General features: G+C 56.5%; 31 protein-coding genes and 1 pseudogene. 15 read left to right on the top strand and 17 right to left on the bottom strand.

Going from position 1 to position 26994, the window contains the following annotated elements:
* Positions 1-342: 342 nt before the first annotated feature.
* From DB032_RS13965 to DB032_RS13930, 8 genes are all read right to left on the bottom strand, one after another.
* Entirely contained in the window at positions 343-1161 is an 819-nt protein-coding gene (locus DB032_RS13965) for a DNA cytosine methyltransferase (RefSeq protein WP_158274308.1), read from the bottom strand.
* A gap of 116 nt (positions 1162-1277) precedes the next feature.
* Positions 1278-1574, bottom strand: a complete 297-nt coding sequence (locus DB032_RS23775; RefSeq protein ID WP_146176683.1) for a hypothetical protein — start codon at positions 1572-1574, stop codon at positions 1278-1280.
* Positions 1575-1686: 112 nt separating this feature from the next.
* The gene (locus DB032_RS13960) at positions 1687-2805 is read right to left on the bottom strand and encodes a zonular occludens toxin domain-containing protein (protein ID WP_107800017.1); all 1119 of its coding nucleotides are present in this window, start codon (positions 2803-2805) and stop codon (positions 1687-1689) included.
* A complete protein-coding gene (locus DB032_RS13955) occupies positions 2802-3125 on the bottom strand; it encodes a DUF2523 domain-containing protein (protein WP_107800016.1) in 324 nt (107 codons plus the stop codon). Before DB032_RS13955 ends, DB032_RS13960 begins: the two co-directional genes overlap by 4 nt.
* 3 nt (positions 3126-3128) lie before the next feature.
* The gene (locus DB032_RS23770; protein WP_146176682.1) at positions 3129-4454 is read right to left on the bottom strand and encodes a virulence factor TspB C-terminal domain-related protein; all 1326 of its coding nucleotides are present in this window, start codon (positions 4452-4454) and stop codon (positions 3129-3131) included.
* Positions 4455-4581: 127 nt separating this feature from the next.
* The gene (locus DB032_RS13950; RefSeq protein WP_199225898.1) at positions 4582-4803 is read right to left on the bottom strand and encodes a hypothetical protein; all 222 of its coding nucleotides are present in this window, start codon (positions 4801-4803) and stop codon (positions 4582-4584) included.
* 456 nt (positions 4804-5259) lie between these two features.
* Positions 5260-5574, bottom strand: a complete 315-nt coding sequence (locus DB032_RS13935) for a hypothetical protein (protein WP_107800013.1) — start codon at positions 5572-5574, stop codon at positions 5260-5262.
* A 67-nt stretch (positions 5575-5641) separates the two neighbouring features.
* A complete protein-coding gene (locus tag DB032_RS13930; protein WP_107800012.1) occupies positions 5642-7102 on the bottom strand; it encodes a replication initiation factor domain-containing protein in 1461 nt (486 codons plus the stop codon).
* A 109-nt stretch (positions 7103-7211) separates the two neighbouring features.
* Between DB032_RS13930 and DB032_RS13925 the strand changes: the two genes are divergently transcribed.
* The 4 genes and pseudogenes from DB032_RS13925 to DB032_RS24625 all read left to right on the top strand — a co-directional run bounded on the left by DB032_RS13925 (position 7212) and on the right by DB032_RS24625 (position 9396).
* On the top strand, positions 7212-7685 hold the full coding sequence (locus DB032_RS13925; protein WP_107800011.1) for a hypothetical protein: 474 nt from the start codon (positions 7212-7214) through the stop codon (positions 7683-7685).
* A 627-nt stretch (positions 7686-8312) separates the two neighbouring features.
* Positions 8313-8861, top strand: coding sequence for a DUF2726 domain-containing protein (locus DB032_RS13915; protein WP_158274307.1), 549 nt, complete (start codon positions 8313-8315; stop codon positions 8859-8861).
* A 7-nt stretch (positions 8862-8868) separates the two neighbouring features.
* Positions 8869-9057 (top strand): annotated as a pseudogene (locus DB032_RS24880) (DUF4124 domain-containing protein); the annotation flags it as partial.
* Positions 9058-9135: 78 nt separating this feature from the next.
* A complete protein-coding gene (locus DB032_RS24625; protein ID WP_233246711.1) occupies positions 9136-9396 on the top strand; it encodes a hypothetical protein in 261 nt (86 codons plus the stop codon).
* A gap of 104 nt (positions 9397-9500) precedes the next feature.
* Here the strand turns inward: DB032_RS24625 and DB032_RS13905 are convergent, their stop codons facing one another.
* Positions 9501-10121: an ATP-dependent Clp protease proteolytic subunit gene (locus DB032_RS13905; RefSeq protein WP_107800007.1), complete on the bottom strand. Its 621-nt coding sequence runs from the start codon at positions 10119-10121 to the stop codon at positions 9501-9503.
* A 196-nt stretch (positions 10122-10317) separates the two neighbouring features.
* Complete coding sequence (locus tag DB032_RS13900) at positions 10318-11136, bottom strand: DNA cytosine methyltransferase (RefSeq protein ID WP_158274306.1); 819 nt, start codon at positions 11134-11136, stop codon at positions 10318-10320.
* Between the two features lie 571 nt (positions 11137-11707).
* Here DB032_RS13900 and DB032_RS13895 point away from each other — a divergent pair.
* A complete protein-coding gene (locus DB032_RS13895) occupies positions 11708-11986 on the top strand; it encodes a hypothetical protein (RefSeq protein WP_146176680.1) in 279 nt (92 codons plus the stop codon).
* Between the two features lie 46 nt (positions 11987-12032).
* Here the strand turns inward: DB032_RS13895 and DB032_RS13890 are convergent, their stop codons facing one another.
* Positions 12033-12710 carry a DUF1906 domain-containing protein gene (locus tag DB032_RS13890; protein WP_107801880.1) on the bottom strand — a complete coding sequence of 226 codons (678 nt, stop codon included), beginning with the start codon at positions 12708-12710 and terminating at the stop codon, positions 12033-12035.
* A 92-nt stretch (positions 12711-12802) separates the two neighbouring features.
* Complete coding sequence (locus DB032_RS13885; RefSeq protein WP_107800004.1) at positions 12803-13111, bottom strand: hypothetical protein; 309 nt, start codon at positions 13109-13111, stop codon at positions 12803-12805.
* A 327-nt stretch (positions 13112-13438) separates the two neighbouring features.
* On the opposite strand from DB032_RS13885, the gene hpaR reads away from it, so the two are divergent.
* Positions 13439-13888, top strand: coding sequence for a homoprotocatechuate degradation operon regulator HpaR (gene hpaR, locus DB032_RS13880; RefSeq protein ID WP_107800003.1), 450 nt, complete (start codon positions 13439-13441; stop codon positions 13886-13888).
* Here hpaR and DB032_RS13875 read toward each other — a convergent pair whose 3' ends face one another.
* The gene (locus DB032_RS13875) at positions 13889-14689 is read right to left on the bottom strand and encodes a zinc-dependent peptidase (RefSeq protein WP_233246710.1); all 801 of its coding nucleotides are present in this window, start codon (positions 14687-14689) and stop codon (positions 13889-13891) included.
* A gap of 162 nt (positions 14690-14851) precedes the next feature.
* On the opposite strand from DB032_RS13875, the gene DB032_RS13870 reads away from it, so the two are divergent.
* The 8 genes from DB032_RS13870 (at position 14852) to DB032_RS13835 (ending at position 21771) form a co-directional block, all read left to right on the top strand.
* Positions 14852-16048 carry a cation:proton antiporter gene (locus DB032_RS13870; RefSeq protein WP_227108360.1) on the top strand — a complete coding sequence of 399 codons (1197 nt, stop codon included), beginning with the start codon at positions 14852-14854 and terminating at the stop codon, positions 16046-16048.
* 4 nt (positions 16049-16052) lie between these two features.
* Positions 16053-17186, top strand: a complete 1134-nt coding sequence (locus DB032_RS13865) for a YbdK family carboxylate-amine ligase (protein WP_107800002.1) — start codon at positions 16053-16055, stop codon at positions 17184-17186.
* 26 nt (positions 17187-17212) lie between these two features.
* Positions 17213-18016 carry an NAD(+) diphosphatase gene (nudC, locus tag DB032_RS13860; RefSeq protein WP_107800001.1) on the top strand — a complete coding sequence of 268 codons (804 nt, stop codon included), beginning with the start codon at positions 17213-17215 and terminating at the stop codon, positions 18014-18016.
* A 396-nt stretch (positions 18017-18412) separates the two neighbouring features.
* Entirely contained in the window at positions 18413-19327 is a 915-nt protein-coding gene (locus DB032_RS13855) for an MBL fold metallo-hydrolase (RefSeq protein WP_199225897.1), read from the top strand.
* 27 nt (positions 19328-19354) lie between these two features.
* Entirely contained in the window at positions 19355-19657 is a 303-nt protein-coding gene (locus DB032_RS13850; RefSeq protein WP_107800000.1) for a hypothetical protein, read from the top strand.
* On the top strand, positions 19645-20484 hold the full coding sequence (locus tag DB032_RS13845) for a DUF692 domain-containing protein (protein WP_107799999.1): 840 nt from the start codon (positions 19645-19647) through the stop codon (positions 20482-20484). The genes DB032_RS13850 and DB032_RS13845 overlap by 13 nt, the downstream gene beginning before the upstream one ends.
* Positions 20485-20503: 19 nt before the next feature.
* Positions 20504-21175, top strand: coding sequence for a putative DNA-binding domain-containing protein (locus DB032_RS13840; protein WP_107799998.1), 672 nt, complete (start codon positions 20504-20506; stop codon positions 21173-21175).
* Between the two features lie 11 nt (positions 21176-21186).
* Positions 21187-21771 carry a DoxX family protein gene (locus DB032_RS13835; protein ID WP_107799997.1) on the top strand — a complete coding sequence of 195 codons (585 nt, stop codon included), beginning with the start codon at positions 21187-21189 and terminating at the stop codon, positions 21769-21771.
* Between the two features lie 273 nt (positions 21772-22044).
* Here DB032_RS13835 and DB032_RS13830 read toward each other — a convergent pair whose 3' ends face one another.
* The 4 genes from DB032_RS13830 to DB032_RS13815 form a co-directional block, all read right to left on the bottom strand.
* Positions 22045-22875, bottom strand: coding sequence for a hypothetical protein (locus tag DB032_RS13830; protein ID WP_146176679.1), 831 nt, complete (start codon positions 22873-22875; stop codon positions 22045-22047).
* Positions 22876-23008: 133 nt separating this feature from the next.
* Positions 23009-23449: a hypothetical protein gene (locus DB032_RS13825; protein ID WP_081551365.1), complete on the bottom strand. Its 441-nt coding sequence runs from the start codon at positions 23447-23449 to the stop codon at positions 23009-23011.
* A gap of 424 nt (positions 23450-23873) precedes the next feature.
* A complete protein-coding gene (locus tag DB032_RS23765; RefSeq protein ID WP_146176678.1) occupies positions 23874-24200 on the bottom strand; it encodes a hypothetical protein in 327 nt (108 codons plus the stop codon).
* 380 nt (positions 24201-24580) lie between these two features.
* Positions 24581-25594: a zinc-binding alcohol dehydrogenase family protein gene (locus DB032_RS13815; RefSeq protein ID WP_107801870.1), complete on the bottom strand. Its 1014-nt coding sequence runs from the start codon at positions 25592-25594 to the stop codon at positions 24581-24583.
* Positions 25595-25718: 124 nt separating this feature from the next.
* Between DB032_RS13815 and DB032_RS13810 the strand changes: the two genes are divergently transcribed.
* Positions 25719-26624, top strand: coding sequence for a LysR family transcriptional regulator (locus tag DB032_RS13810; protein ID WP_107801872.1), 906 nt, complete (start codon positions 25719-25721; stop codon positions 26622-26624).
* The last annotated feature ends 370 nt before the right edge of the window (positions 26625-26994 follow it).

Raw genomic sequence — 26994 nt, 5'->3', positions numbered from 1 at the left:
TACGCCGGCTCGACGGCCGGCTAGTCCCCCTACCCCCTTCCTGAACAAACAACGTTCAGGCGGGGCCCCTAGGGGCGCTTCGCGGGGCTACGGAAGCGAGCGCGTGCGAGAGCTATGAGAGGTCTACAAGAAGGGGCCGGGTCGATCTTGGCTGATGATTTTCGTTACAGTGACATAAAATAAGTGACTGGCCGGCGCCGAGTCACCGCAGCTCAGTCACGTGACAGATCTGGTGTGACTCATCCAGGATCTGTCACACCAGGACAGTCACGTGACTACCCGGGAAAGTGTCGCGACCGTCGAGTCACAATGACAATCTAGGGGCGGGACACAGCAGCTGAGTCACAGCGTGACCAAGCTGGAACGAATAACGCCGGCAGAGTCACGTTTACGCTGCTGACGCTTGCGGCAAGCCGGCGTTGCTAGACGCGCCCTGCCCTCGACTTCGCGGCCACAGCCACATTGGCAAACCTTCACATCATCCGGATCGCGTAGAGAGAGAATTCCGGACGCCATCATCCTAGCCATATCAACCGGCACACCATTCCCGACAGCACGGTAACGCGCGCCAAGAGTAAAAGCAGGCAAGTCTATTCCATCGCGCAGCCCCTGAAGCTGGCAGAAACGAAGCCAGTCACGCTTACCCTGTTGAGTGCCCTCGCTTGCAGTACAACAAGGCTCAACGTCAACGCGGGCAGGAAGTCGATTCACCGTCAAGACAAGACCATCACAATGGCCGAACTGAAAATGACGCAGTCTGTTTTGCTGCAAGCCGCATTCCGATGCGTTGATATCAATACGCTGGTGACTGTAGCCCGGTAGCACCATATCAGGCACGCCAGCAACATTTTCCATCAGCCACCAAAGCGGACGCGCTTCAAGGACAACGCGGCGAAACTCACCGAGCATTTCAAGGCCATAGCCGGATGGCTCAGAGCGGCGAGCCTTACTGAAATCTGGACATGGCGGACCGCCAATGACACCATCAAACCGCCCAGGAACGACCCTAAATTGCCGAATATCTCCGCCATATATAAGGTCAGGCCCGCGCACAACCGAGAAGCCCTCAGCTTCAAATCCACGCCCCAGCAGATCAACACCCGGAAATAGACTCAAGACGAGCTGTGACGGAGCTGCTGGCAAAACTACCTGGTCAGTCACAAATGCCCCCAAAACAGTAAACGTGATAGTTCAGTGTGACCCAACTGGTGTGACTTGTCCAGGGCGAGTCACGATCAAGGAGTCACAGAATCCTAAACACTTTTTGCTCAATATTCTTAATTAAATTCAAAGCAACCACACGGACAAGTATTTTCAGTCAAACCATGAGAACAAATACCCTCTTCCCACATATCGGCGTTATGCTCCTCTATCTGCTCAACTGTCAAATAACCAAATCGCCGCACAGAATAAGCAATAACAATCGATTTTTCTTCCGGCGAAAGTTCAGCAATGGCGCAGTCCACCATCCCAGATAACACACGGACAAAAACATCATAAGAAGAACCGGACTGCTCAGCCGCCTGTTTTGACATGTTCGGAATGTTAGAAATAACATAATGAGCATTAGCCATTAAAGTTCCCCGTTCAGAATTTTAAAAGATAATAGAAAAAACACATCAAGCAAAAGAAAATAAAGGCTACTAGAGAATCTGAATTCATGACTGAATCACCTTATAGATAATTTCATTTGAACGAGCGCGGGAAATTTTCTTTCGAACCAAAATCTTTAACGGTAGGCTGGACCATAGCAACAACAATTGGCGCGGAAGATTGCAAGGAACGATCAGCCATAACCTCGCGCTCTTTATTTTCCCTCGGGTCAACGTAAGGATCGAACCATCCTTTTTCAACGTAATAACGACACCTGTACTCTTCCATTTGGATGAATGTACCCTGCTGATTAAAGCAACTGCATTTTAATTTACTAGACAAGCACGCAGTCACTTTAGGAAACGTCCGGGGCGTAGTAAGTTCATCATAAGCCGGCGCAGACTCAGGAATGCCATCAACCCTCGGCTGTCTATCAGAAAGAAATGTTTGAGCCGTCTTAATAATCTTTGGACTTCCTTGCTGAACCGATGGATTCAACGTATTTGCAGATGGCGCTGAAGAAGTTGTTTTCGCATTAACTGCCTCAGCTTGTTTTTTTGGCTCAACAACAAATATTTGATAAACCATATAGAACATGGCAAGCAAAGCAAAAACAACAAAAATAGCCAAAGCAATAAGCCACTTCACTTTCTTCGGAATAACAAGTTTATGCGTATGCATTTCCGAAGATTTATACCAACCATAGACATGTTTAGGGTAAACAAAAGTTTTCTTATCCAAGCAGTTTTTAAGAGCACTCTTATTGTTGGGGTTTTCTTGAATGCCTTCCTGCCATGTCGCAAGCGTTGAGCGCTGAGCGCCAAACATACGAATCAGATGCTTATGCGTTCCAACAAGCTTGCGAATATGCGAGTCCATTAGCGATGGATGCTGAGTAATCAGCACGACATCAATACCAAGATGGCGATGTGTTTCAAACATCGAAACGTGCTTCGGGACACCATTGCCAGATCGTCTAACCGGAAAAACACGCTGGCACTCATCAATCACAACAATTGCACCGGCAGGCAACTCATGCCATTTTTCCGGGTCGTCTAATTCCTTCCAGTCCAGAACCTTCTTACCTTCATCAGTAAGCGGAATACCCGAAACATAAACCTGACGGTTCTCTTGTTCACCTTTTTCCTTCAACCACTCAAGCGTGTAAAGCGTTTTACCGGAACCAGGGACAGCCGTAATCAGATATATCATTTACCACCCCCAAAGCCACTGAATTTGATAGAAGAAAAATTGCCAGCTTTATCTATACCGCTCAAAGTCATTCGAATAGTAAAGGCGGAAAGAATAACGCTAATACAAACCCCAAGGCCGGACATGCCCAAAATATTCATAGCATCCGAGCCAAAACCTGCCGTCATGCCCATCAGCGCAGAGCGAACTTTAGACATGAAAAAATTGACACCAAAAAATGTGACAGAACCAACGCCCAGTGCAGCTAAAACCCTAGAAATAACGGAATTCAAAAGCGCCGTTATCACACCCCACACTATTGGAATAAGCCAAGCAGGCATGATTTAACTCCTATTCGCAAAGATGATGTAAATAGCAGCAACAAATGAACAAGCAATAATTCCAGGGCGTAAAAGCAGTACAAACTTACAAAGCGGCTCATACGTGATATTCCACTGCCACGTTGAGAAAGCAATTGGGACATTCAAAGTGTAAGGTGCAGGACAAGAACCACCACCAAAGAAATCAGAGGTGTCTAACATGCCGGATATATCGCCGCCGTTTTCGCTCGTCGGGCCTTGATTACCATCCGGACCGGAAAGACCATCACCCAAGCCGCAAACCCATTTCAACCCCGCCGGGAATTGTTCGTCACATGGCTTATCGGAAGGCTTTTCTGGCGTTGGGCTAGAGCTATCCCCCGGCTTCGGGTTTGGAGTTCCACCAGTCGAACCGCCACCACCCGGCTTGGGACCACCTGAGTGACCAGAAGAACCGCCCGATCCGGGCGGAGAAGAAGGAGCCGGCGTAGTAGCCGTACCCTGACATGTCGTCATGCCCCCTTGAGTGACTTTGTACGTCCCATCAGGGCACGGCTTACTTGTATCCGCAGGGTCAACGCAGCCCATTGGCTTACCCGTAGTGACATTAATGATGCTGACAGACCCCTTAGGACAAGAGTCCGGTGAAGTCGTTTCCGGGGCCTGTTTTCCAGGCTCCTGCTTACTGTTCAAGCAAGTAGGCACGTCATTCACTTCGCCATAAACCTGCCCTTCTGGACAAACCTTATTCGTAGGCGGCGTTTTAACGTATGAGCCATCAGTAACTGAGCCATCTGGCTTGCAATATGCACCGGTATAAACATGAGCTAAATATGCAGCAGTAGGAGTGACAACTTGGCGCGTTGTCATACCGCAGCCAGCGCCGCACTGCTGCATTTGACTATTACCGCCACCAGTATCGCAACCAGGACCCATTGTCGGCGTAATCATGCCCTTCTGCTGATATTTACCAGCCAAAGCGCTACACGTAATAGCCATAACATCCGGCGAAGGACAATCAGTAGGATTGGGCTTGTCGGGACGAGAGCATTTATTTGCAAAAGCGTCATAAGTCCATGAAGCATCTGGACACCCCCAAATATCACTCCAGCCCAATGACGCAAATGAATATGCACCCCAATACGAATCGTGAACGTTATACCCGAGACATGCATTATCTGTAGTTTCAACCCTAACAACTTCGCCAGCAGATAAAGCCTTCATTGCTTTCAAGCAATCCCCTTTTAAGCCAGGACGCTGAACAGCTGGAATTGTTTCCGCATTAGCTGCGGGTAAATAGAATCCAGAAAGCGCCCAGAAAAGCAATAATGACAAAATAACCCGCCACATTGATTGCTCCCAAAAAAACGGGGGCCGAAGCCCCCAGGGTGACAACTCTTTGCCCCAGACCGGGAAGGACTTAAAGCCCCACCACACCCGAAACAAAGAATTTACGCATTAATCGTTACAGTAACGATTAGCGACCCAGCTGGGCCCGAACAATGCCATACAGCTTGGACAGGCCAGCCAAACCCAGCAGAGCAGCACCAATGGCCGCAATAGCGGCCAAGCCGGTGGTGAGCGTTGCGATGATCCCCGCAGTGTCAACGCCACCATCACCAGCAGCCATGGCCGGAACAGCGATGGAAATCAGCGCAGCAGGAACAGCAAAACGAGCAAAGGACTTGAAGTGTTTCATCATGACTCTCCTTGATTGGATTGAAGAAAACGAGAAATTGCCCCATAAAGCCACGCCAGCGACCACAGTGCGAGAATGGCGCCAGATATAAGAGCGCCCTCCCCGACAGATAAAGGCACGAATGCCGGCTGGAGTACAGCCACCTCTTGAGGGGACAACAAAAGGTAGCCATTACACGACTGAACGTTATCAGCCGTTGCAATAAGAGAGTTATCCGGCTTGACCAGGACACAAGAAGCCATATCAACCGAAAAACTTATCTAATTCGTCGTAGAAATTCGAAACGACGAAGGAATTGCCCAAAACGAACCGAGCGGTATCAATCGCAGACTCAGCGTTGTCAAAACGACCGGCGTCACCTAAGAACCGAGTAAAACCGACATCGCCATTCGGATCGGGACACAGGAAAAGGCCCGTGTCGCGGTCCTGTACCACCCACACAGGCCCGATCATTTTTTAGCCCTGCTGAGCCGGTTTAGCAGACTGGGAGGCCTGAGGCTGAACGTTGAGAACGACGGTTTTCGTCGTCTTTCCGTTCGTGACCATTTCCAACGTGCATTTCGCGAGGAATGGATAAGAGAGGTGTTGAATTTTGGCGAAGTTATCGGACGTACCCCACTGCATTTCCGAAGACGCAGCGCCGACGGCATTGCCGTTTTGATCATTCAGTTGCACCTCTACAAACAACTTGGTGTTGTCGTAGAGCGTGCCGTCCACGGTGTCCTTGAAGCGCTTAGCGCCGATGATTTTCAGATTCGATTCGAATTGCATGTCAGTTCTCCAGTGGCGTTTGTCCCGTTTTCCGAAATCCGCCTTAATTCCGGGGGATGAATTTTCGTTACCGTAACGCTGTTTTCATGCAGAACTGGCGCCAGCCGTCCGACGTAGTCGGCAGATCAACAGGCGCAGGCTCAGCGGCTACACGCGCAAATTCGTCAGCGTCGTAATCAACGCAGGCGTAGTCATGAACAAAATCTTGATTCGCCAGTTCGCAAGAGACATTCGCGAGTTTCAGGCGCTGGGGATAGCCGGCATCAGGCCGAGCCAGGTGAGAAACGATGCTGTCGGCAGTCCAGCCTGCAACCTCTTGCATGTAGTTAACGAGTCGCCCCACTTGCAGCGCGGCATAGTGAACGTAGTGATCAAACGCATACTCTTGTTGCTTAACGATCGTTTGAATACGCTCCGGCGTTTTCTTGCCCGCGAAGCGATCAAAGGCGGGATAGGCCCCGGCCAGATAAGCGCCGGCGTTCAGCAAGATATCGAACGGGATGATGCGATCAACGGCTTTGAACTCGGTTTCGACGCGAAACCATTCGGAAGTTGGGCTACCCTGCTCCCTGCCCTTCTCATACCCCCGCGTATACTTGCCGTTCTGACGCTTGCCGATATACAGCGTCCGGCCGGAACCGTCCGGATGATCCCAATCGCCACGGCGCTCAACAAAAGGATTGCGGCCACCGCAATTGAACAGGCCCGCTTTAACGTCATCATTCATCAGATCGACGTTGTACAAGCCTTCAAAGTCATCAAACGCGCAGTCAACACGAGTCAACCGCGGATTTTCGGCGTCAGTCGTCAAGAAATCGTACAGCCGCTGTTCCCAACCAGGGTTAGCAGCAAGACACCCTACCGCAGTAAGCTGAACAAGAATCGTGTTGCGCTGACCGCCAAAGCTCAGATGGCCATAACACACATCTTCCTGACCGAGCACCCATGTATCCCTGTAGAAGTTCATACCCTTCGGACGTTTCGTGGCAATGCCGAAACCGAAGATTTGCATGAGCTTGCGGGACATCGTCACGATGTAGTCATCATCAGCAACCATGCGATGACCGGCAATCACATGACACGTTGACTCGTGGACCGTGAACGACACCTGATCGACATGCGCGAGATCATCACCAACGCCATAGGCCCGTACCGTGACAATTTTCAACTCGCCGTTTTCCATCACGAGTTCGATATTTTTTAAATCCGGTCGATCTGTAGCTTGGGCCGCCTGCGGCAACTTTCCCCCCGTGTTACTAGTGGGGGGAAGCTGCGCCTGCGCGGCGATTGCGCATAGCGCCATCTCGCCGCTCCGGCTACGCCCTTCCACCAGCGACGGACGAGACAGATTCGCAAAGCGAGGCATCGACAGCCAGTAACGGAGATCACGCGCAATCGGACGCAGTTCGTCATCAGCAGGACCAGCAACATCAGTCACGCCGTAGTCGTATACAGCGCGATAGCGCGGTTCATCCCCGCGTTCTTTGCGTAAATCTCTTGCTTGTGGTGGGCGGAACTTGCGTGCCATGGCTTACCTCTAGCTATAATCCGATACGTAAAGGCCTGAAACGCTCAAGACCTTGAACTACTTGTTCGGAGGCTAGCTCAAGGCATTGAACCATTCAAGGGGTTTAGTCATGAAGAAGTCGGTAGAGTACTTGCTAGAGGCAAAAGAAAAACTTGGATGTAGCAGCGACTACAAGCTGGCAAAAGAACTCAAAACGAGCACGGTTAACATCTCGAACTACATGAACAGCAAGAGCCAAATGGACGACTATCACTGCATCCGAGTCGCACAAGTTCTTGGCATAGATCCGATGGAAATCATTGCTGCTGCTCAAGAAGAGCGAGAAAGGTCAGAAGAGAAGAAGGAGTTCTGGCGGGATTTTCGGACAGCACGAGAACGCGAAAAAGGGCTGGTTCTCGTGCCGATGCTGATCATGATGGCGATGGTGGCGATAGCCCTGCTGAGCCTCAAATTTCCTGAGATTTTGTATATTATGTCAAATTTTGGAAACATACGACGCAGGGTATACCGGCTGCTCCAACGGTTCAATTCCCTGACTTTCCATCGTTGTGGGTTCGAGCAACAACTGTCCGCAGCAAAATGAAACGCAATCTACCGTGGTGTGAGTTCCCGTGCAGCCCTGATGACTTGATCAGGGCTGTTTGTTTTCGTGACGTAACGGAAATTGCCGCTGAGACTGGCTCACAAAGCGTCGACAGTGCTAGGTAAGCAGTTCGGTTCATTCTGGGGCTGGAGCCTTGCCCACGATGGCCAAGCGCTCATTTTTCCAGCGACTGGCGAGCGCATCAACTACGAAGAAGTCGCCCTAATGCGGGACTATCGTCGGGCCAAGCGCCTTGCCGTACAACAAGCGGAGCTGATCGAACGGCTCATGATTGAACGGGACTTCTACCGCGAGAACTGCCACCGTTAGGCCGCTATGCGCCCCGAAGGCGGCGCGACGCCAACAGGTTGCAACGCCCTACTACGCTCGGCCAAGGCGGAGCTAGTCCCCCTACCCCTTCCTGGATAAGAACGCCCAGGCGGGGCCCCTAGGGGCGCGCGAGCGCGGGGCTGGCCATGGGCGATCACTCTACACGGTTTTTACTGTCTGCAAAAGAGCCGGGGGCGTGGCTTCCCTAAATTTTCGTTACGGTGACGAATAAGACGAATTTGCAGACAGAGTTTATTCGTATAGCATTATCGTTAACGTAACGTGATGAGAAAAAGCATGACAACAATCGTCATCATCTTCATCTTGATGGCTATCGCAGCTATAGCGATGAGTGGCGCGAAGAAAAGCAAAGCACCCAAGCGCTCATTCAACGATGTAACAAGCCCCAGGAAGTTCGGCTCAGCGAGGTTCAAAATCAAAGGGAAAACTCTGCTCACACAGCGTGAGCAAGAGTGCTTTAACCGCCTGACAAAAAGCCTTTCCCCTGACTTCCTCGTTTTTCCTCAAGTAGCCTTTAGCCAGATTATCGACACTGAAGGGGGAAGCAAATTCGACAACGAAGGGCTGCGCAGAACAATGAGCCAGAAGGTAGCTGACTTCGTGATCTGCAAGACAGACCTCACAATGATCGCGATCATCGAGCTTGATGACAGGTCGCACATTGGGAAAGAGGATAAAGACAGGCAAAGAGATTCGATCATCAGGCAGATAGGACTCATGCCGCTACGGATCCCAAGAACACCCCCTCAAAGAACACTGGACGAGTACGCTAACGTGCTTAGAAAAATGCACCCCAAGGAAGAAAGGACGCTTGAGCGTGCTTGAATACTTTATGTGGAGAGGTGCTGTGATGAAACGGTTAGGTGCCGCCATAGCATTAGCTTGCACTGTGTCACAGGCCGGGGTAATCGAGTGCACAGACAAAAATGGTAGAAGCGTGCTGACAAACGAGGCCACTTGCCCTGCAGGAGCAACATTCAAGCGCCAAATGAAAAATGGTGACGAGCCCCTAAGGACGTCCCCGCCGGCGCCCAGGCTTGCGCAACGACCGAACTTGCAAGCCGGCGTACTGGAGTGCTACGTGGGAGACTCTCAAATCATGTACACGACAGCACAATTTTGTCCGCCTGGAACACGCTTCAAGGGCATCAACTTCAATACACGTGATCCAAGCATCGCTGTCATGCAAGGGCGGCAAAACGCGCCAGTTATCCAGGCCAAGCGGAGCTGTGAGACGCTTAAGCAGCTAAGAAACTACTACGATCGAATGCTTGAGCCAGGAATGAACAAAGAGCCGGACACAATGCAAAAGCTCAGAGATGTACAAAAAGAGATGCATGAGAATGGTTGCAGGATCTGAAGCCAGGACGAAGTAAAGAGGAAAAAAGCCCAGGGACAGACCTGGGCTTTTTTACGTGTGGAGTTTTCGTTCCAAGACGTTCACGTGACTGGAAGGGGAATGCTCTAGTCTGCTGTGATGTAGTAGGTCTCTGGCGTGTCTATTATTTTTTCATCAATTGCTGAGATGAGGCCTACCTTTATAGCCTCTTGCGGGGTAAATGTTACCTTGTTTGATTCGCTATAAAGAATATCATTAATTTTTTGGCTGTCCAACGACGTACATTTTTTATAGGCGGTTTTGAACACGTTATTGAATCGTTCATTTTCCTTGACTAGTTGTTTGAGGGTGTCGGGCCTTAGTTCGCCTTTATATTCGATAAAAGACGGGTGTAAGTAGATACTGGCTTCGCGCAAAGCTCTCCTATCTTTCGCCGCACATAACATTAACGTTGCCGATGAGCCCACTGTGGTCATGGCAACAGTTGTGACAGTTTTTTTTGAGCTTCGAATAGCTGCGGCTGCCATCAAGCCGGAGTCCATGTCGCCGCCATAGCTATTTATATAAATATTTATCCGGTCAACATGATCGTTGGCGTTGGCGTCGTCGATTGCTTTTGTCAGTTCGCTGACGGACGAAATTTTCATGTCGCCGCTATAGAATATTTTGGCGTGTCTGACGGTGTTATCCGCGGAGGCTGCTGTACCAATAAGTAAAAAAGCTAAAATTCCAATTTTTTTTAGCATGCTTCATCTCCTGTCTTTTTAGGCCGTTGGTAGTAATGTAGTCCTTCACTTCACCGTCACCGTAGCTCGGTCACGTGACAGATTTGGTGTGACTCATCCAGGATCTGTCACACCAAGAGGGTCACGTGACTGCCCGGGAAGGTGTCGCGGCCTGTAAGTCACAGTGACGATCCTGGTAACAGCCAACCGCAGTTGGTCACAGCGTGACTGAGCTCGAACGAATGACGCCGACAGAGTCACGTTTACGCTGCTGGCGCTTACGACAAGCTGGCTTTGCTAAACGTGCCCTGCCCTCAACTTCACGGCCACAACCGCACTGACACACACGAACATCATCAGAACCACGCAGTGACAAAATGCCGGAGGCCATCATCCTGGCCATATCAACCGGCACACCATTCCCGACAGCACGGTAACGCGCGCCAAGAGTAAACGCCGGTAAATCTATGCCATCGCGCAAGCCTTGCAACTGACAGAAGCGAAGCCAATCACGCTTACCCAGTTGTGAGCCTTCGCTTGCAGTACAACACGGCTCAACGTCAGTACGAACAGGAAGACGCTTCACGGTAAGTACAAGGCCGTCACCGTGGCCGAACTGAAAATGCCGCAACCGATTCTGCTGCAAACCGCATTCCGATGCGTTGATATCAATGCGCTGGTGACTGTAGCCCGGCAACACCATGTCCGGTACACCGGCAACATTTTCCATGAGCCACCAGGTCGGGCGGGCCTCAAGCACAACGCGACGGAACTCGGCAAGCATTTCAAGGCCGTAGCCGGACGGCTCAGAGCGGCGGGCTTTGCTGAAATCAGGGCACGGCGGACCACCGATGACACCATCAAAACGACCAGCAACAGCCCTAAATTGCCGGATGTCACTGCCATAAATGAGGTCAGGTCCACGAACAACCGAGAAGCCCTCAGCTTCAAATCCTCTGCCCAGAAGATCAACGCCAGGAAAAAGGCTCAAGACGAGCTGTGACGGAGCTGCTGGCAAAGCTACCTGGTCAGTCACAAGTACCCCAAAACAGTAAAAACGTGATGGTTCAATGTGACTCTCCTGGTGTGACTTGTCCAGAGTGAGTCACGATCAAGAAGTCACAGCTTACTGAAAGTCCAGCTATTTACCTTTTAACCCGTCAAAGAGCCACCATCATGGAGATCTTGCTTTACTCCATCCCCGGCAGCAGATACCGCAGCGCCCATGTTTGGAGATGCAACGGCTACTGATTTGGTTTGTGGCGGCCGTGGCGAGTCGCAATAGGCATAAACTTGACGATAACCAAGCTGTCGGAAGAGCCGCGCAGGAGCAGCTTTGAAGACTGACCCACTCTGGGTTGTCAATCAGGTCGCCGGTTTCCATGTCCCTGCCCGACTTCCCGACCACACCCGAATCCTTGAGCGGCAAAGTCGGCTCGACTTCCCCGGTCTCGGGGTTAAGTCGACCCGGGTGCAGCGGCGAGATCGAGGTGTAATCGATGAAAGCGGACAGGCTGGCCGAGAAGCGAAGACAAAGCCGGTACGACAGACAAAAACGAAGGGCTTGGACTTTGTCGTCTAGCCAATGCATGACCGGTGTGCGGACGATGGACGACTTCGCCTGCATCATGGTCGCCAAAATTTTGGGTATTGACGGCATGATCGTCATCGCCGCGGCACAGATGGCACGCGAGAAAAATCAAGCACGTAAGGACGTTGGGGAAGACCGGCGAAAAAAGATGGGCGCCCGCGCCCTGGGCGGGCTGGCGGCGGAGGCGATGCTGATGGGGAGTCTAAGTGCTGACAATGCTAGTGCGCCACATTTCATGGCAAATGCATTATTAAAGCGTTATTGCAACACGCCATTTGTATATTGCGTCAAATAAAGGAAGCTAGGGAAAAGCGCTCCAAAGCTCTTCTCCTCCTTCATCATCAAGCCCTCTCCGTCAGAACCTGCCATCTCACCGTGCCGCCCAACTGGTCGTTTTGCGTCTGATCGGCGTCGATGCCGATCCCGTTCACCGGCTGAGGCACCAGGGTCTGCACCATTTGGTAGCCCCGTTGCGGGATCTCCGGCACGCTGCTGCAAGATTGCCAGTAATGCTGGAAAGGCAATTCATACAACTGCGCTCCGCTCAATCCCGCGTCGGACCCTACATACAAGCCTGGCGCGTAGCCCGCGGCGGAAACCGCTTCAAACCATTGCGAACAATAGTCGGCCACATCCTGCGCCGCCGTCCCGTCTGCCACGCCTTCCAGATCGCACCAGATGTTCACGCCGGGCAATAGTCCGACCGTTTTCGCATGCGCGGCGGTGTTCTGGCCGTCGCTTTTGCCCATGGCCGCATTCGGCGACCAGCCGGGCTCTCTCACATGTTGCACGGCCATCAAGGCCAGGCCTGCTTCAAGAATATCCTGCGCTTCGCTTGCGGACAGATCTGAGGCGTCCTCATCGGACCCTAGCGTGAGATAACGAACGCAAAACTGGTAGCCGGAAGCCGCGAACTGCCGGGCAAGCTCCAGGGACAGCGGCGTATCGGCGTCAAAGCCATGCGCGCCGGCCGGAGCGGCTTCAACGCAGACTCCGCTTGGACTGTAAGAGGCGTTCATCTTCTTGGTCTCACGCAAAAAACAACACTCATCAGCATAAGCCAGGCGGCGTCTTGCGCAGTGGCCATTGGGATGGTTGCGTCCTGGAATGACTATGTTTCGTTTTGACGCTTGGTCGCGGGCTTGTGAAAACAATCCGGCGGCGGGTTGCCCTTGATGGCGGCGCTGTAGATTTTTCTGGCCAGCGCGAAATCGGACTCGCCGTAACGCGATGGATCGGCTTTCAGCGCCTGCTCCAGCATATTGGTCAGGTGGGCCCATTCCTTATCATTTAACGTTACGGTGACGGTATTTGCCCGGTACTTTCGTTGCCGTTCCGCCCCGGACATTGCAAGGCCGGTGCTAGGACGGCCGCGCTTCCTGCCTGCGGCGGCTTCGCCTTGTCGCTGTTCTTCCTTCATTGCCCGCCCTCCTCTGCCCGTTTGTGCCTGTTGGTCCAAGTTAATTATGCGTCACTGTGACGTAAATTCAAAATTATCGTCACCGTAACGCAAATTATGCTCTTGGAGGCTATGCCACTTGGCGCTTTTGCCCGTTACTTCGCCCGGTATGCATAATTAATTCAATGAATATATGGTATTGAGATGCTATTTTTTTTGTTTTTGGATTAAAATTTGGAATAAAGTAAATATGTGACAGGTATTTGCATGGCATTTTATTTGTCGAGTTCGCCCTCTCGGGCGATAACCAGCAACACTGGCTGCGCGCAGCCGGAAGCAACGATCTAAATGACCAACAAAAACATAAAACTACATAATCAACGGCTGCCCCAGCACCTGCTGCGGGCCAGGGAATCGGTGATGGCTTACTTCCGCCCGATCCTCAACCGTTACGGGGTGACAGAGCAACAGTGGCGCATTCTGCGAGTGCTGGAGGACTATGGCGATCAGGAGGCCGGCGTTATCGCGGACCGGGCTTGTATCCTGCCGCCAAGCCTGACCGGCATCCTGGTCCGCATGGAAAAAGCGGGGCTGATCCATCGTCAGCGCGACCATGTGGACAGCCGACGTCTGATCATTTCAATGTCGCGGGACGGCCGTGACCTGATTCAACAGATCTCCCCGCTGGCGGAAGACTGTTATCGCCAGATAGAAAGCCATTTGGGCCAGGAAAAGCTGAGCCAGTTGCTGGGCTTGCTGGATGACCTGGAGAAGCTGCCGGCGCCGCGCGCCGGTTGATCAGAACTCCGGGCCCGGGGCGGGGTCCGCCTCGGGCTCGGGCAACCTCGTCGCCGGATCTTGGCGGTAGAACAAGACAAGCTGCTCGTACAGCTCCGGGCTGTCCAACTTGAGATGGTGCGGCAGCTCGAAAAAGGCTTCGCTCAACACGGCGAAGAACTCGGCCGGGTTCTCCGCCGCGTACGGGTCCAGCCATCCGGGATCGATGCCGCGGTCCAGCATGCGGCACAACAAGCGATAGCCCCGGGACCAGACGCGGCTCCATTGCGCCTGTTGCATGCCCTTGTGCAAGGGCGGCGAACCGTTGGCCGGGCCGTTGAGCATGTCCAGCTTGTGCGCCACTTCGTGAATCACCACGTTCCAGCCGTCCAGCTGCTCGGAAGCGCGCGCGTCCGGCAGCGACAACACCACCGGGCCGTCCTGACGGGCCTGGCCTATCAGCACGCTCTCGCTTTCATGCTGCAGGCCTATGCCGTCCATCCAGATGTCGCGCGCGACAAACGGCGACGGGTACAGCACCACGTCGTTCCAGCCGCTCAGGGCGGCTTTGCCCAGATTCATGGCGGGCAGCGCCATTTGCAGGGCCACGCTGGCGCATGAGCGGGCGCTTAAGCGCACCCCGTCTTGGCCGGAGAAGCTTTTACTGCGCAAAACCCAGGCCGCCAGTTCGATCAGGCGCGATAGCTCCGCCTCGTTCAGCCCCGCCAGCAGCGGCATGCGCGCAGCCTGCTCTCGCAGCGCGGCCATCGTTTCCGGAGCGGTTTTGCCGGATAGCGCGCGGCGAATCCACTCAATCACCATGAACTCTCGTCCCGTTTTATCGTCTCTCATACTCTGAGGGCGATTTCGCGCATTTCAATGCGCGTCCCATCCGATCCGTCGCAAGACGTCAACATTCCGCTTTCGCTGCGCCGGCTCAGGCTGGCGCGTCAGTCAAAATCAAAAATAAACGGGGGAATTATCATGAGCCTGCCTTGGCAAACGCTGGCGCTCAATCCTTTGGCGGCATTCGGCGTGCTGTTGTCGCTGGGTGTGATTGGCGGCCAGATCGCCGTGCGGGTGGCGCGTCTGCCCGCCATCGTCGGTTATGTGCTGACCGGCTTGCTGATTGGTCCGCACAGCCTGCGGCTACTGGACGAGCAACTATTGCAGCAAGCGTCCATCTTCGTGCACCTGGCCTTGGGCATTGCGCTGTTTGAGGCCGGGCGCCGCGTGGATTTGCGCTGGCTGCGGGTGGAACGCACCTTGTTGCTGACCACCTTGTTCTATTGCCTGCTGACCTTGCTTGGCCTGTTCGCCGCCTTGCAGCTGTTCGGCCTGGGTCTGGCGGCCAGCCTGATGCTGGCCGCGCTGGGCGTGGCCACTTCGCCGGTGGTCACGCTGGAGATTGTGCGCGAGTCTAACGCGGACGGACAGGTCAGCGAACGCCTGCTGGTGGCCACGGCATTGTCCAATCTGCTGGCCCTGCCCTGCTTCGCGCTGGCCTTGTCCTATGGCCATCTGTCCGGCAACAACGGCGTGGAAAGCGGCATTCTGCTGCCGGGCTGGCTGACCTTGGCCTCCTGTGCGCTGGGCCTGTTGGCCGGTCTCGCGGCGATCCAGCTTAATCGCTGGCTGGGCGGCCGGCAGCGGGAATCGCAGAAAGTCATGCTGTTCGGTTTGATCGCGCTGGTGGTCGGCGTGGCGGACATGCTGCAGGTCTTGCCGTCCCTGGCCTTGCTCACGGCCGGTCTGGCCACGCGCAACCTCAAGCACGGCCATACCGTGACCGAACGCGGCATCATGTCGTCCGCCCATATCTTTACCGTGGCGTTCTTCGTGGCCGCCGGCGCGCAACTGGCGCCGCAGTCGCTGGCGCAATTCTGGCCGGTGGCCCTGGCTTGCCTGCTGCTGCGCACCGGCTTCGCAGTGTTGATCTGGTGGCTGGCGGCCGGCGCCAATGGCCTGCCCAAGCGCCACGGCGCCTGCCTGGGCCTGGCGCTGAACTCCTGGTCCGGCGGCACTTCTTTGCTGATGAGCTTGGGCGCGATTTCCCTGGGCGCCGCCGCGGGAAACTTCAGCGGGGTGATGATGGCCATTCTGGTGATCAATGAATTGTGCGCGCCGGTGCTGACCCGCCTGGCCTTGAAGCTGGCCGGCGAAACCCGGCCGCAGGAGTGAGACGATGCTGGAATTCAACCGCAGTCAGCCGCTGACCCTGGGGGTGGAGCTGGAGCTGATGATTCTCAATCGGCGCGATTACGATCTGACCCGCGGCTCGGACGATTTGCTGTTGCAGGTGAATCGCCTGCAGCACGGTTTCGACATCAAGCCGGAAATCACCCAGGGCATGATTGAGATCGGCACCGCCGTGCACAGCGACGTCAACAAGATGCTGGAGGAGATTCTGGCCATCCGCGAGCTGCTGGTCAGCAGTGCGCGCAAACTGAATCTGGGCCTGGCCGGTGGCGGCTCGCATCCGTTCCAGCATTGGGACGAGCAACGCATCTACCCCAAGGAGCGCTATCACCTGGTGTCCGAGCTGTACGGCTATCTGGCCAAGCAATTCACCGTTTACGGCCAGCACATCCATATCGGCTGCCCGGACGGCGACAGCGCGGTGCGCCTGACCCATTATCTGGCGCGCTACATTCCGCACTTCATCGCGCTGTCCGCGTCTTCTCCGTTTTACCAGGGGGTGGACACGCTGTTCCAGACCTCGCGGCTGACCAGCGTCAACGCCTTCCCACTGTCCGGCTGCATGCCTTGCGTCAACAACTGGGCGCAGTTCAACGACTATTTCCGGCGCATGGCCAACCTCGGCATTGTCGCCAGCATGAAGGACTTTTACTGGGACATCCGGCCCAAGCCGGAGTACGGCACGGTGGAAATCCGCATCTGCGACACGCCGCTGTCGGTGGAGACGCCGGTGCTGCTGGCGGCTTACGCGCAGATGCTGGCGCACCGCTGTCTGAGCGAACGCCAGGACGAGGTGTGTCAGGAACATTATCTGACGTATAGCTACAACCGCTTTCAGGCCTGCCGCTTCGGCTTTGACGGCATGCTGGTGGATGCCGGCAACAATAGCCAGATCGGGCTGCAGGAGGATTTGCTCAACACCTTGAATCAGCTGGAGCCGCAGGCCGAGGCGCTGGGCAATCAGGCGCAGTTGACCGCCTTGCGCCAGCGGGTGTTGAAGCGGCAGTCCGACAGCGCCTGGCTGCGGCAGGTGTTCGACGACAGCGGTTCTTTGTCCGAGGTGGTGCGCCGGCAAAGCGAACACTGGATGTACGCGGCGCCGGGAGTGGGCGTAAACTGAGGGGCTCAAACCTTAACCAAGCCGCCATGCCATTCGACCTGCCCGCCCTGCCCGATCCCGCGCTGCCTGCCCGCTACTGCATTTTCGAAGGGCCCAAGATCCTGTTGCTGGACCAGGCCCTGCCGGATGACCGCGCGCGCGCCTGGCCGCTGGCCCAGATCCTGTTCATCGGCGTGCATGAGAAACACAATCTGTTTCTGGCGGAACTGGTGGGCGCTCCGCCGGCCGGCTGCGAGTGGCTGGCCCTGCGCCCGGCCTTGCTCAGCCTGCCTTCCGGGCTGACGCCGGCCATCGCCCGCGCCGCGCAAATCCGCCAGTTCCAGCGCACTCATCGTTATTGCGGCCGTTGCGCCGGGCCCCTGCTTCAGCGGCCGGACGATAGCGGCAAACGCTGTTCCAGCTGCGGCCAGCTCTACTATCCCAAGCTGTCGCCGGCGATGATGGTGGTGATCCATCGCGGCCGGCAATTGTTGCTGGCGCGCAGCCCTCATTTCGTCCCCGGCGTCTACAGCGCGCTGGCCGGTTTTGTCGAGCCCGGCGAAACCCTGGAGGAATGCGTGCACCGCGAGGCGTTTGAAGAGGTGGGCGTGCGCATCAAGAATCTGCGCTACGTCTGCTCTCAATCCTGGCCCTTTCCCCACTCGCTGATGCTGGGCTTTACCGCGGAGTACGACAGCGGCGACATCCAGCCTCAGGAGGGCGAGATCGAAGACGCCGGCTGGTTCGACATCGACGCCCTGCCGCAAACGCCGACGCCCATCTCCATCGCCTATCAATTGCTGAATCACACCGTGGCGTGGCTGCGCGCGCGGGACGAGGGGCGGGCCTAGCCGCTTAGCCGCAGGGCGGACGGCCTCCGTCTCGCCCCCGCGCTACACCCCTATCCATCTTTCCATCACAAGCAGGCCGGCGCGCCTGCTTGATCCTCCACATCGTTTTGACGCTGTCCCCGTCTACTTCCTCCGTCCTCTCCCGCCGCCCATCGCCGAATATTCAAGGGATCTTCATCCTTGTATATAAGTTTTTCTACTCATATCCATAAATATAAAAAGTAATGCTGATATAGGCGCGGTGATAAGCTTTAGTCATAGCAAAAGCGACGCGACTCCCGCCTGCAAGGGGAAATCTCGTCGAATTCAATGAAACACGGCGGCGATGACGCAGGCCGGCCTCCCTCCTCAGGCCAAATCACCGCGCCGCACAAGGAGCGCAAAATGAAAATCCGCATGCTTGCCTTATCCCTCTTGCTGGCCTGCGCCGCCAACGCTTCCCTGGCCAGCCCAACTAAATGCGAAAACAAAGACTACGCCTTGCAATTGCTGGGCTCGGGCGGGCCGATCTCCGACGACGGCCGCGCTTCGTCCGCCTCGCTGATCTGGTGGAAGGGCAAGCCGGTAGCGCTGATAGACGCCGGCGGCGGCGCCTTTCTGCGCTTTGGACAATCCGGCGCGCGGCTGGAAGACGTCGGCTTCATCGGCCTCAGCCACTTTCACACCGACCATGTATCGGACTTGCCCGCGCTGCTCAAGGGCAGCTACTTTTTCAGCTCGCCCCGCGCCATTCAGATGTCCGGCCCAACGGGCGGCGCCGGCTTTCCCAGCCTGAGCGGCTTCATGAACGCCCAGTTCAATGCCAAAAGCGGCGCTTACGCCTATCTGTCCGGCCTCTACTCCGGCCAGGGCGACATCCCGCTCAAGGTCTCGCTGTCCAATGTGGACTACCGCAAGACCACGCCGACCACGGTGTATGAAAAAGACGGCGTCCGCATCAGCGCGCTCGGCATTCCTCATGGCGACGTGCCCTGCCTCGCTTATCGGATCGACACCAAGGACGGCAGCATCGTCGTCTCCGCCGATCAGAACGGCGGCAACCCTCGCTTTATCGATTTCGCCAAGAACGCGGACATTCTGGTGATGCCGCTCGCCATCGACGAGCAGGCGGACCCCGCTTCCGCCTTCCTGCACGCCAAGCCGTCCGTCGTCGGCCGCATCGCCGCCGCGGCGAAGCCCAAGCAGCTGGTGCTCAACCATTTCATGGGCAAGGGCCTGCGGCTCAAGGAGCAATCTATCTCCATCGTCCGCCGTTATTACCCAGGCCCGATCCACGCCAGCCGCGACCTTTCATGCTTCCCGGCGCATTGAGCGCCGCCATCCCAAAGGAGAACCGACATGAAAAAACAGATCATTCTTTCCATCGCCATGACATCCTTGCTCGGCCTGAGCGCCGAAGCCGCATTGGCGGCGGAAGCCAGCCAGCCGGCGCAAGCGGTGAAAAGCCAAAGCGGCCATGGCGGCAAATGCGCCAGCGGCAAGTGCGGCACGGTGAAGATGTATGAGAAAGCCCCTCTCCGGCACGATCCGCAAGATCAATTGGTGCGCGCCCGCGACGGCAAGTGCGGCAAGACCGGCCAAGGCGTCCACTCCGACCAAACCGGCAAGGGAAAAATGGTGGAGGGCGTATGCGGACAATAAATCAACAGGCCGTCGGCGTGGGGCTGCGCGCCGAACATGCCCAATGGCTGGCCGATCACCCCCCGCAGCCTGAAATCGACTTCCTGGAAATCACGCTGGAAAACTGGATGGACATCGGCGGCCGCAAACGCGAGCAGCTGGACCGCCTGGCGGAGAAATACCCGTTGATCTCGCATGGGCTCAGCCTGTCGATAGGCGACGAGCTGCCGCTGGACGCGGACTATCTCCAGCGCGCCAAGCGCTTTCTCGACCGCTATCGCATCCGCCTGCATGGCGACCACCTTAGTTACTCCCGTGATCGGCAAGGCTATTTGTACGAACTGCTGCCGATCCCCCGCGGCGAAGCGGCCGCGGCGCGCGTCGCCGCCAAGATACGCCAGGTTCAAGACATCCTGGATCGACCCTTGATCCTGGAAAACATCAGCTACTACCACGCCCACGCCGGCCAGATGGAGGAAGCGGACTTCATCCGCGCGGTTGTCGAACAAAGCGGCTGCCAATTGCTGCTGGACATCAACAACGTCTACGTCAACGCCTGCAACCACGGTTACGACCCGCGACGCTTCATCGCCGATCTGCCGTCCCGGGCCATCCGCTACTTCCACATCGCCGGCCACTGGCGCCGCGACGACGGCATCTTGATCGACACCCACGGCGCGGCCGTATGCGAAGAGGTGCTGGAACTGGCCCGGCACGCCGTGGCTTTGCACGGCTCCCGTCCGCTGCTGCTGGAGCGCGACAACCAGTTGCCGCCGTGGCGGGAGCTGTGCGAAGAAGCGGCCGCGCTGCGGCGCCGCATCCACCTGCCGGCGGCCCAGGCCGCCTGAGCGCGGCAAAGGAGACATCATGAACGCGATATCGGACATCGAAACCTTCAGCCGGCGGCTGCGGGGCGGCCCGGAGGCCTTGGGTGAGCGTTCCGTCGAGCTTTACCGCCAGTTTCTGCGCGGCAATATCGAGGAAGTGCTGAGCCATGTCTTCCCCTTGTTCTGCACCAGACTGTCGGCTGAGCAGCTGCGCGGCAGCATCGACGACTTTTTGGCGGGTCACGCCTCGTCCAGCCCCGAGTTCCACCACATCGCCACCGAGTTTCTCTGTTTCTCTCAAGCCGGCCTGCCCGCGGATCTGCGGCAATGCCTGGAATACGAGTGGCTGCTGTTCAGCGTGGAAATAGACGAGGCTGTCGTGACGCCGCCCTCCGCCGGGCTGGCGACGGAAAGCTCCGTTTTCTCGCTCAATCCCACGCTGGCCTGCGTTGAACTGCAGCTGGACTTCGCCGGGCTTGCCGGCCCTTACGCCATCTTTCGCAACGCCCGACATCAGGTGATCCGGAAACCGCTGAGCGCTTTAGATCGCTGGCTGCTGGAGGCCTTGCGGACGCCTTGCGCCTATCCGGCGCTGTCGGCCGAAGTTCCGCCCGACGCGCTCTGGACCTGGCTCAAGGAAGCGCTCGCCACCGGCTTGATACAGATGCGCGACATGCGCGCGCCGGCGTCCGACGCCGGCCGCCCAATATGAGGAATACGAAAATGATTGCCAAGATAATGAATGGTTTCGACCAGGTGCTTGCGGCTTGCAAGCAATATGACTTCATCGCCCTGCTGGGCGTCCGCCTCTATCTGCTGCCGGTGATCTACGTCGGCGCCCACTCCAAGGTGGTCGGCTTCAGCGCGGCGGTGAGCTGGTTCGGCGCTCCGGCCAGCGAAGGCGGCCTGGGCCTGCCCTTCCCCGTGCTGTTCGCCTTTCTGGCCGCGGCCACCGAGGTGCTGGGCCTGGTCTGCATCGCGCTCGGCTTGTTCACCCGGGTGATGGCCATCCCCATGATGGTGCTGATGAGCGCGGCCAGCGCCATGGTGCACCTGCCGCGCGGCTGGCTGGCCATTGCCGCCAAGGACATGGAGTCCAGCCAGCGCTTGGCCGGCTTCCTGTCCTGGCTGGCGGAGAACTTCCCCGGCCGTTACAACTACATCACTGAACTGGGCGACCCGGTCATCCTGAACAACGGGATGGAGTTCGCCGCCACCTACTTCGTCATGCTGTTGGTGCTGTTCTTTTACGGCGGCGGCCGCTACGTCAGCGCGGATTACTGGCTGCGCAAGCGTTTTGCCGCTTAAAAAGCGTTTCAAAACCTACTGCAGCTAATGAAATGTGACGCGGGGAGCTCCGCTTCAGAGCTCGCCTGTCGGCCATGGTGGGACGCTAGCCTTTTGGTCAGTTCGAACCTACATGCCGGCCGCCTATAACAGGCAGTAGCTGGCATCCTCATGTCGGCCTCCTGTTATGACCATGAGCCCCAGCCAATTTGGCTGGGGTCTTTTTATGTCCTCGAATTAGCCATGGCGACTACGAGAACGCATGCATCGCCATGTCAAAACAAGGTTTCCAGACTAAGGTTGTTGTTGCTGGGCCCATAAAGCCAGGCCCTGATTGAACTCATCCTTGGTCAGGATATTGTAGTTGAGAGCGCGCTCATCGAAACCAGGCGCGTTTTTGATGTCGTCTATATGACTTTGACCCACTTTCCACACGCCGACGGAATGACCTGCGGCCTGGGCTGAAGCCGCCATTGCCGCCGAACGCTGCTTATTGAGGGAGGCGGAACTGTCCAGTGCTTTATCCGCCTTGACATCTCTGCAGAATAACTTCTCCGCTACAGCCCAATCCTGCAGCAAAGCCTCGGCTTGGGTCTGAACATCTTGCGCATTGAGCGCGCCGGGCGTCTGGTATTTATGGCTCAGTTGTTCGATATGCTGATGCAAGGATTGAAGTTGATCGATAGATTGCTTGTCGTCTATGGCCAGGAGTTCGTGCATGGTCAGCAAAAGCTGCTTGGACTCCGTCTTGAATGCGCTTTCCACGAAACTATTCCATGCCTGCTCCAGCGGATAGCCAGCAACCCCCAGCGCCGGCGGATTGTTTCCCGCGGCGAACTGCTCAGCCAAGGGAATGAACTTCTCTTTGATATCGGCAAGCCGCATTTCCAAGCGCAGCATGACGGAGTCGCCAAATTGTTCGGTGGTTTTGGTCAGGAAGGACTTGCCAAACAGCTTAAAGCCACCGCTGGTCTGGCTATATTGAAACTGATCTTCTTTCCAGTACTGAGCGTTCTGCATGCCCAGTGATTGAATGTACGCCTTCTCTTCCTGGCGGCGCGGTCCGGATTCAGGGTGGGACTCGCCGACAATATTCAGCCGGTGTGGATCCAGCGATTTCACCAACTGAGAACTCGGACCTGGAAGGCTTGCACTGCTTATGCCAGTCAAATGGCCTGTCTGACAATTGCTCCTTGCGGAGTTCGATGCGGAGCCGTTTACGTGTTGTGCCCCTACAGAGCTAATTCCGTTTGGCATATCATGCTCCAATAATTTGAAGAGTCTGGCTGATTTTATACAGCTGAGTGGTAAACCCAAGAAGCGCCGGCTTTAGGCCGTGATCATGCTGCAGCTGTTCCAGATTAATCAGCGCTTTCAGTTCATAGCCATTTTCGCCGTTTCCAAGAGTTAATTGTCCGGTTTCAACTCCTTCGACCGGATCAATCAAAATTGCCAAAACTTCCGCTGCATGGGAGAGCAACTGATTTTCATCGTGGATGGGTAGTAAGCTCCATATCCATAATCTATCATCGCTCACAGAAAGCAATACGTCCGGCAGATTGTGCACCTGAAGCGCAATGGAATTTTCCTGTTCGATAGACTGAATCTGATTTGCCGGCAAGCCAAGCTGCGCAGCCACTTCAACAATGACTTGATCAAGTCTTAGGGATATCTGATGCGAAAAGGAGAGCGGGTTCATTTTGATCTCAGCTCTGGGTGGTTGATGGTGAAGGCGTTTATCCGGCAGGCACGCCAAGCAACATGATATAGACCTAGTAAGGCGAGGACTTTTAGAAATCGCTCATTGCAAAAACAAGGCTACCGGTAGCCAATCCGCATTGACAGCGTCAGCGCAGATCAGCCTTGCGGCCTCGATGCTGAGCCACAAGTACTTGGCCATGTCGGCGCTTGTGAACGTCCTGCGCGGCATGCTCTCAGCCCTGCACTCAACTCGCTCCGCGAGTGCCGGGCACTGGCTCGACGCCGCTTTCTTGCCACAGACCAAGATCAAGAGACCACGACTACAGCCAGGACACGCGACATTTCAACTTATAGAGACTAGCAATAGAAGCTTCGCGAACCGAAGCGCGCGAAGCCCTTGTTTCAGATTAAGAGTTTGACAATTACAAATTGCTGCATTGTCCCGTCACACCGCTTCGCCAAGATTTGTCACCGGCATTCTTGCAGTTGTGCGCATGCTGGTGATTTCCAATTACCTTCCCTGTGCAGTTCTTTGCGGAGAAGCACTGACCTGGTTTTCTTGGTTGAATTTGATCCATTAGCGCATTTAATGTTGCAGATGGATTGCTAGCATTCTGGATAGCTTGCTGTGTGGCGGAAGTCGCTTCGTTAACTTGTTGAGTGGGTCCGATGGATGACGCGCTAACGATGGAGGAAGCCACCAAAAGGACGGCGGCAAAAGGAATGGTTAGAGAGTTGATGGTCTTCATGACTCAAATCCTTTAATGTGCAAGAAAAATGCAGCAAAACCGCAAATTTCTATAGTGACAATCAAATTCAGGCAATAGGAGTAACTAAAGGCTCTCGCCTCGATGCTCATAAAGGCCTTGATTAAAACAGTCAAAATGCAACTAATATTAACGACAACGTTAATATCAATGCGGCCGCACACTGTAGGGACTAAGAGCGGCTAACAAAATTTCTCTCATTTTTGTTAGCCGCTCTAAGAGCCTGTTCAAAGTCTCGCGAGCAAGAGCGAGACAAGGCGAAAATGAACGAAAAAGCGGAATGTTCTCGTGGTACATGAGTATTTTGCGCTCGTCCTCACCGTGCAACGCTTCACGACGCGCAGCGGATCGCAAACCGGTTCTTAGAAACCCGAGAGCACGATCTTACCCTTGGCCCGGTTGCTCTCCAGCAAGGCGTGGGCGCGTTTCAGATTGGCGGCGTCGACGCGGCCGAAGCGCTCGGCCACCGTGCTGCGGATCAGGCCGGCGTCCACCAGCTCGGCCAGCCGGTTCAGCAGGCGGTGCTGCTCAATCTGATCATCGGTGCCGAACAGCGAACGGGTGTACATGAACTCCCAGTGCAGCGACACGCTCTTGCGCTTGAGCTCGCGCACGTCCAGGACCGCCGGATCGTCGATCAGCGCCAGCTTGCCCTGCGGCGCGATGGCGGCGGCGATCTCCTTGAAGTGGGCGTCGGTCTGGTTCAGGCTGGCCACGTAATCGACGCTGGGGTAGCCGATGCGCTTGAGCTCCTCGCTCAGCGGGAGGCGGTGGTCGATCACATGATGAGCGCCCAGCTCCTTGACCCAGGCCTGGGTTTCCGGCCGCGAGGCGGTGGCGATCACGGTCAGCCCGGTCAGCTGGCGCGCCAGCTGCACCAGGATGGAGCCGACGCCGCCGGCCGCGCCCACCACCAGCAGGCTCCGGCCGCTGGGCGCGCGGTTGTCCAGCACTTGCAGCCGGTCGAACAACAGTTCCCAGGCGGTGATGGCGGTCAGCGGCAGGGCGGCGGCCTGTTCGAAGTCCAGGCTGCGCGGCATGCGGCCGACGATGCGCTCGTCCACCGCGTGCAATTCGCTATTGGCGCCGGGGCGGTGCAGCGCGCCGGCGTACCACACCTTGTCGCCGGGTTGGAACAGGCTGACCTTGTTGCCCACTGCGCGCACCACGCCGGCGACGTCCCAGCCCAGCACCTTGGGCTGGCCGGCTTCCGGCGCCGCGCCGGCGCGCACCTTGGTGTCCACCGGGTTCACTGAAACGGCTTTGACCTCCACCAACAGGTCGTGCTCGCCGATGGCGGGCTCGGGCAGCTGCACGTCCTGCAGCGATTCCGGGTGGTCGATCGGCAGATTCTGGTAATAGGCGACGGCTTTCATCTTGGCATGCTCCATAGCGTGTGGGCCGATAGGGCCCGGTTTTGATGGTGCCCATGCTATTCCTATTCGACCCAACGAAAAGCCGGCTAAAATTCGATTCAGTTTCAAAAAAATTTTGACGATCATGGTCCGTTTCGAAGATTTGCAGGTATTCGTCCGCGCCGCCGACAACGGCAGCCTGTCCGCCGCCGCGCGCCAGCTGGATCTGAGCCCGGCGGTGGCCAGCGCGGCGCTGAAGCGGCTGGAAAAAACCGTGGGCGCGCAATTGCTGGCGCGCTCCACCCGCAGCCTGCGGCTGACCCTGGCCGGAGAGCGCTACCTGGCCCATGCGCGCGCCGCGCTGGAGGCGGTGGAGGCCGGCGGCCAGGCGCTGGCCTTGCAGCGGCAGGCTTTGAGCGGGGAACTGTCGCTGTCCATGCCGTCGGACCTGGGGCGCAGCCGGCTGCGCGGCTGGCTGGACGCCTTTCTGGAGCGCCACGCCGGCCTGCGCCTGCAATTGCGGATCAGCGACCGGGTGGCGGATCTGTACCGGCAGCCGGTGGACGTGGCCCTGCGCTACGGCGTGCCGGAAGACTCCAGCCTGGTGGCCCTGCCGCTGGCGCCGGACAACCGGCGGGTGCTGTGCGCGTCGCCGGACTATCTGGCGCGCCACGGCCGGCCGCAATCGCCGCAGGAACTGCGCCGCCATCAATGCCTGCGGCTGGTGTTGGGCGCGGCCTTGCACGAGCGCTGGAGTTTCAGCCAGGGTCCGCTGCGGGAGCAGGTGACGGTGGACGGCCGCCGCCAGAGCGACGACGGCGAGGTGGTGCGGCGCTGGGCGTTGGAGGGTTTGGGCATCGCCTATAAATCGCGTTTGGACGCGCTGGACGATCTGCGCGCCGGCCGTTTGCTGCCGCTGTTGGAAGATTGGCAGACCGAGGCCACGCCGCTGTGTCTGGTGATCCCGCACCGGCTGATGCTGTCGCCGGCGGTGGCGGCGCTGCGCGAGCATTTGCAGGCATGCCTGCAGGATTACCTGGCCGCGCCTTGAGCGTTGGTTTTCGGTGTTGGTGGGTATCGCCTGCGGCTCCACCCACCCTACAAGACCATCCACCGTCGGGTGGGTGGAGCGTAGCGATACCCACGCGGAAACGCGATGGGATTGATGCTTGGACCTTGGCGGCGGGGCTTGGTGGGTATCGCCTATCGGCTCCTCCCACCCTACAAATACCCCCGACCAAACCTCCTGCCGTAGGGTGGGTGGAGCGCAGCGATACCCACGCGGAAACGTGATGGGATTGATGCTTGGGTCTTGGCGGCGGGTTTTGGTGGGTATCGCCTTTCGGCTCCACCCACCCTACAAATACCCCCGACCAAACCATCCGCCGTAGGGTGGGTGAAGCGCAGCGATACCCACCGCA

The sequence above is a fragment of the Chromobacterium sp. Panama genome, assembly GCF_003052555.1.
In the GTDB taxonomy this organism is placed as follows: Bacteria; Pseudomonadota; Gammaproteobacteria; order Burkholderiales; family Chromobacteriaceae; genus Chromobacterium.
The sequence above is the reverse complement of the archived record's forward strand: the minus strand, read 5'-3'. Positions and strand labels throughout refer to the sequence as shown.

Excerpts from the sequence above, each read along its gene's own strand:
- DB032_RS13890 (WP_107801880.1), bottom strand. The coding sequence starts at position 12,710 with ATGAACGCCTCTTACAGTCCAAGCGGAGTCTGCGTTGAAGCCGCTCCG.
- DB032_RS13895 (WP_146176680.1), top strand. The coding sequence starts at position 11,708 with ATGGACGACTTCGCCTGCATCATGGTCGCCAAAATTTTGGGTATTGAC.
- DB032_RS13810 (WP_107801872.1), top strand. The coding sequence starts at position 25,719 with ATGGTCCGTTTCGAAGATTTGCAGGTATTCGTCCGCGCCGCCGACAAC.
- DB032_RS23770 (WP_146176682.1), bottom strand. The coding sequence starts at position 4,454 with ATGTGGCGGGTTATTTTGTCATTATTGCTTTTCTGGGCGCTTTCTGGA.
- DB032_RS13865 (WP_107800002.1), top strand. The coding sequence starts at position 16,053 with ATGCTGGAATTCAACCGCAGTCAGCCGCTGACCCTGGGGGTGGAGCTG.
- DB032_RS13955 (WP_107800016.1), bottom strand. The coding sequence starts at position 3,125 with ATGCCTGCTTGGCTTATTCCAATAGTGTGGGGTGTGATAACGGCGCTT.
- DB032_RS23765 (WP_146176678.1), bottom strand. The coding sequence starts at position 24,200 with ATGAAGACCATCAACTCTCTAACCATTCCTTTTGCCGCCGTCCTTTTG.
- DB032_RS13850 (WP_107800000.1), top strand. The coding sequence starts at position 19,355 with ATGAAAAAACAGATCATTCTTTCCATCGCCATGACATCCTTGCTCGGC.
- DB032_RS23775 (WP_146176683.1), bottom strand. The coding sequence starts at position 1,574 with ATGGCTAATGCTCATTATGTTATTTCTAACATTCCGAACATGTCAAAA.
- DB032_RS13875 (WP_233246710.1), bottom strand. The coding sequence starts at position 14,689 with ATGGTGATTGAGTGGATTCGCCGCGCGCTATCCGGCAAAACCGCTCCG.
- hpaR (WP_107800003.1), top strand. The coding sequence starts at position 13,439 with ATGACCAACAAAAACATAAAACTACATAATCAACGGCTGCCCCAGCAC.
- DB032_RS13840 (WP_107799998.1), top strand. The coding sequence starts at position 20,504 with ATGAACGCGATATCGGACATCGAAACCTTCAGCCGGCGGCTGCGGGGC.
- DB032_RS13915 (WP_158274307.1), top strand. The coding sequence starts at position 8,313 with ATGACAACAATCGTCATCATCTTCATCTTGATGGCTATCGCAGCTATA.
- DB032_RS13825 (WP_081551365.1), bottom strand. The coding sequence starts at position 23,449 with ATGAACCCGCTCTCCTTTTCGCATCAGATATCCCTAAGACTTGATCAA.
- DB032_RS13950 (WP_199225898.1), bottom strand. The coding sequence starts at position 4,803 with ATGAAACACTTCAAGTCCTTTGCTCGTTTTGCTGTTCCTGCTGCGCTG.
- DB032_RS13815 (WP_107801870.1), bottom strand. The coding sequence starts at position 25,594 with ATGAAAGCCGTCGCCTATTACCAGAATCTGCCGATCGACCACCCGGAA.
- DB032_RS24625 (WP_233246711.1), top strand. The coding sequence starts at position 9,136 with ATGTACACGACAGCACAATTTTGTCCGCCTGGAACACGCTTCAAGGGC.
- DB032_RS13960 (WP_107800017.1), bottom strand. The coding sequence starts at position 2,805 with ATGATATATCTGATTACGGCTGTCCCTGGTTCCGGTAAAACGCTTTAC.
- DB032_RS13935 (WP_107800013.1), bottom strand. The coding sequence starts at position 5,574 with ATGCAATTCGAATCGAATCTGAAAATCATCGGCGCTAAGCGCTTCAAG.
- nudC (WP_107800001.1), top strand. The coding sequence starts at position 17,213 with ATGCCATTCGACCTGCCCGCCCTGCCCGATCCCGCGCTGCCTGCCCGC.
- DB032_RS13835 (WP_107799997.1), top strand. The coding sequence starts at position 21,187 with ATGATTGCCAAGATAATGAATGGTTTCGACCAGGTGCTTGCGGCTTGC.
- DB032_RS13855 (WP_199225897.1), top strand. The coding sequence starts at position 18,413 with ATGCTTGCCTTATCCCTCTTGCTGGCCTGCGCCGCCAACGCTTCCCTG.
- DB032_RS13870 (WP_227108360.1), top strand. The coding sequence starts at position 14,852 with ATGAGCCTGCCTTGGCAAACGCTGGCGCTCAATCCTTTGGCGGCATTC.
- DB032_RS13885 (WP_107800004.1), bottom strand. The coding sequence starts at position 13,111 with ATGAAGGAAGAACAGCGACAAGGCGAAGCCGCCGCAGGCAGGAAGCGC.
- DB032_RS13905 (WP_107800007.1), bottom strand. The coding sequence starts at position 10,121 with ATGCTAAAAAAAATTGGAATTTTAGCTTTTTTACTTATTGGTACAGCA.
- DB032_RS13925 (WP_107800011.1), top strand. The coding sequence starts at position 7,212 with ATGAAGAAGTCGGTAGAGTACTTGCTAGAGGCAAAAGAAAAACTTGGA.
- DB032_RS13845 (WP_107799999.1), top strand. The coding sequence starts at position 19,645 with ATGCGGACAATAAATCAACAGGCCGTCGGCGTGGGGCTGCGCGCCGAA.
- DB032_RS13930 (WP_107800012.1), bottom strand. The coding sequence starts at position 7,102 with ATGGCACGCAAGTTCCGCCCACCACAAGCAAGAGATTTACGCAAAGAA.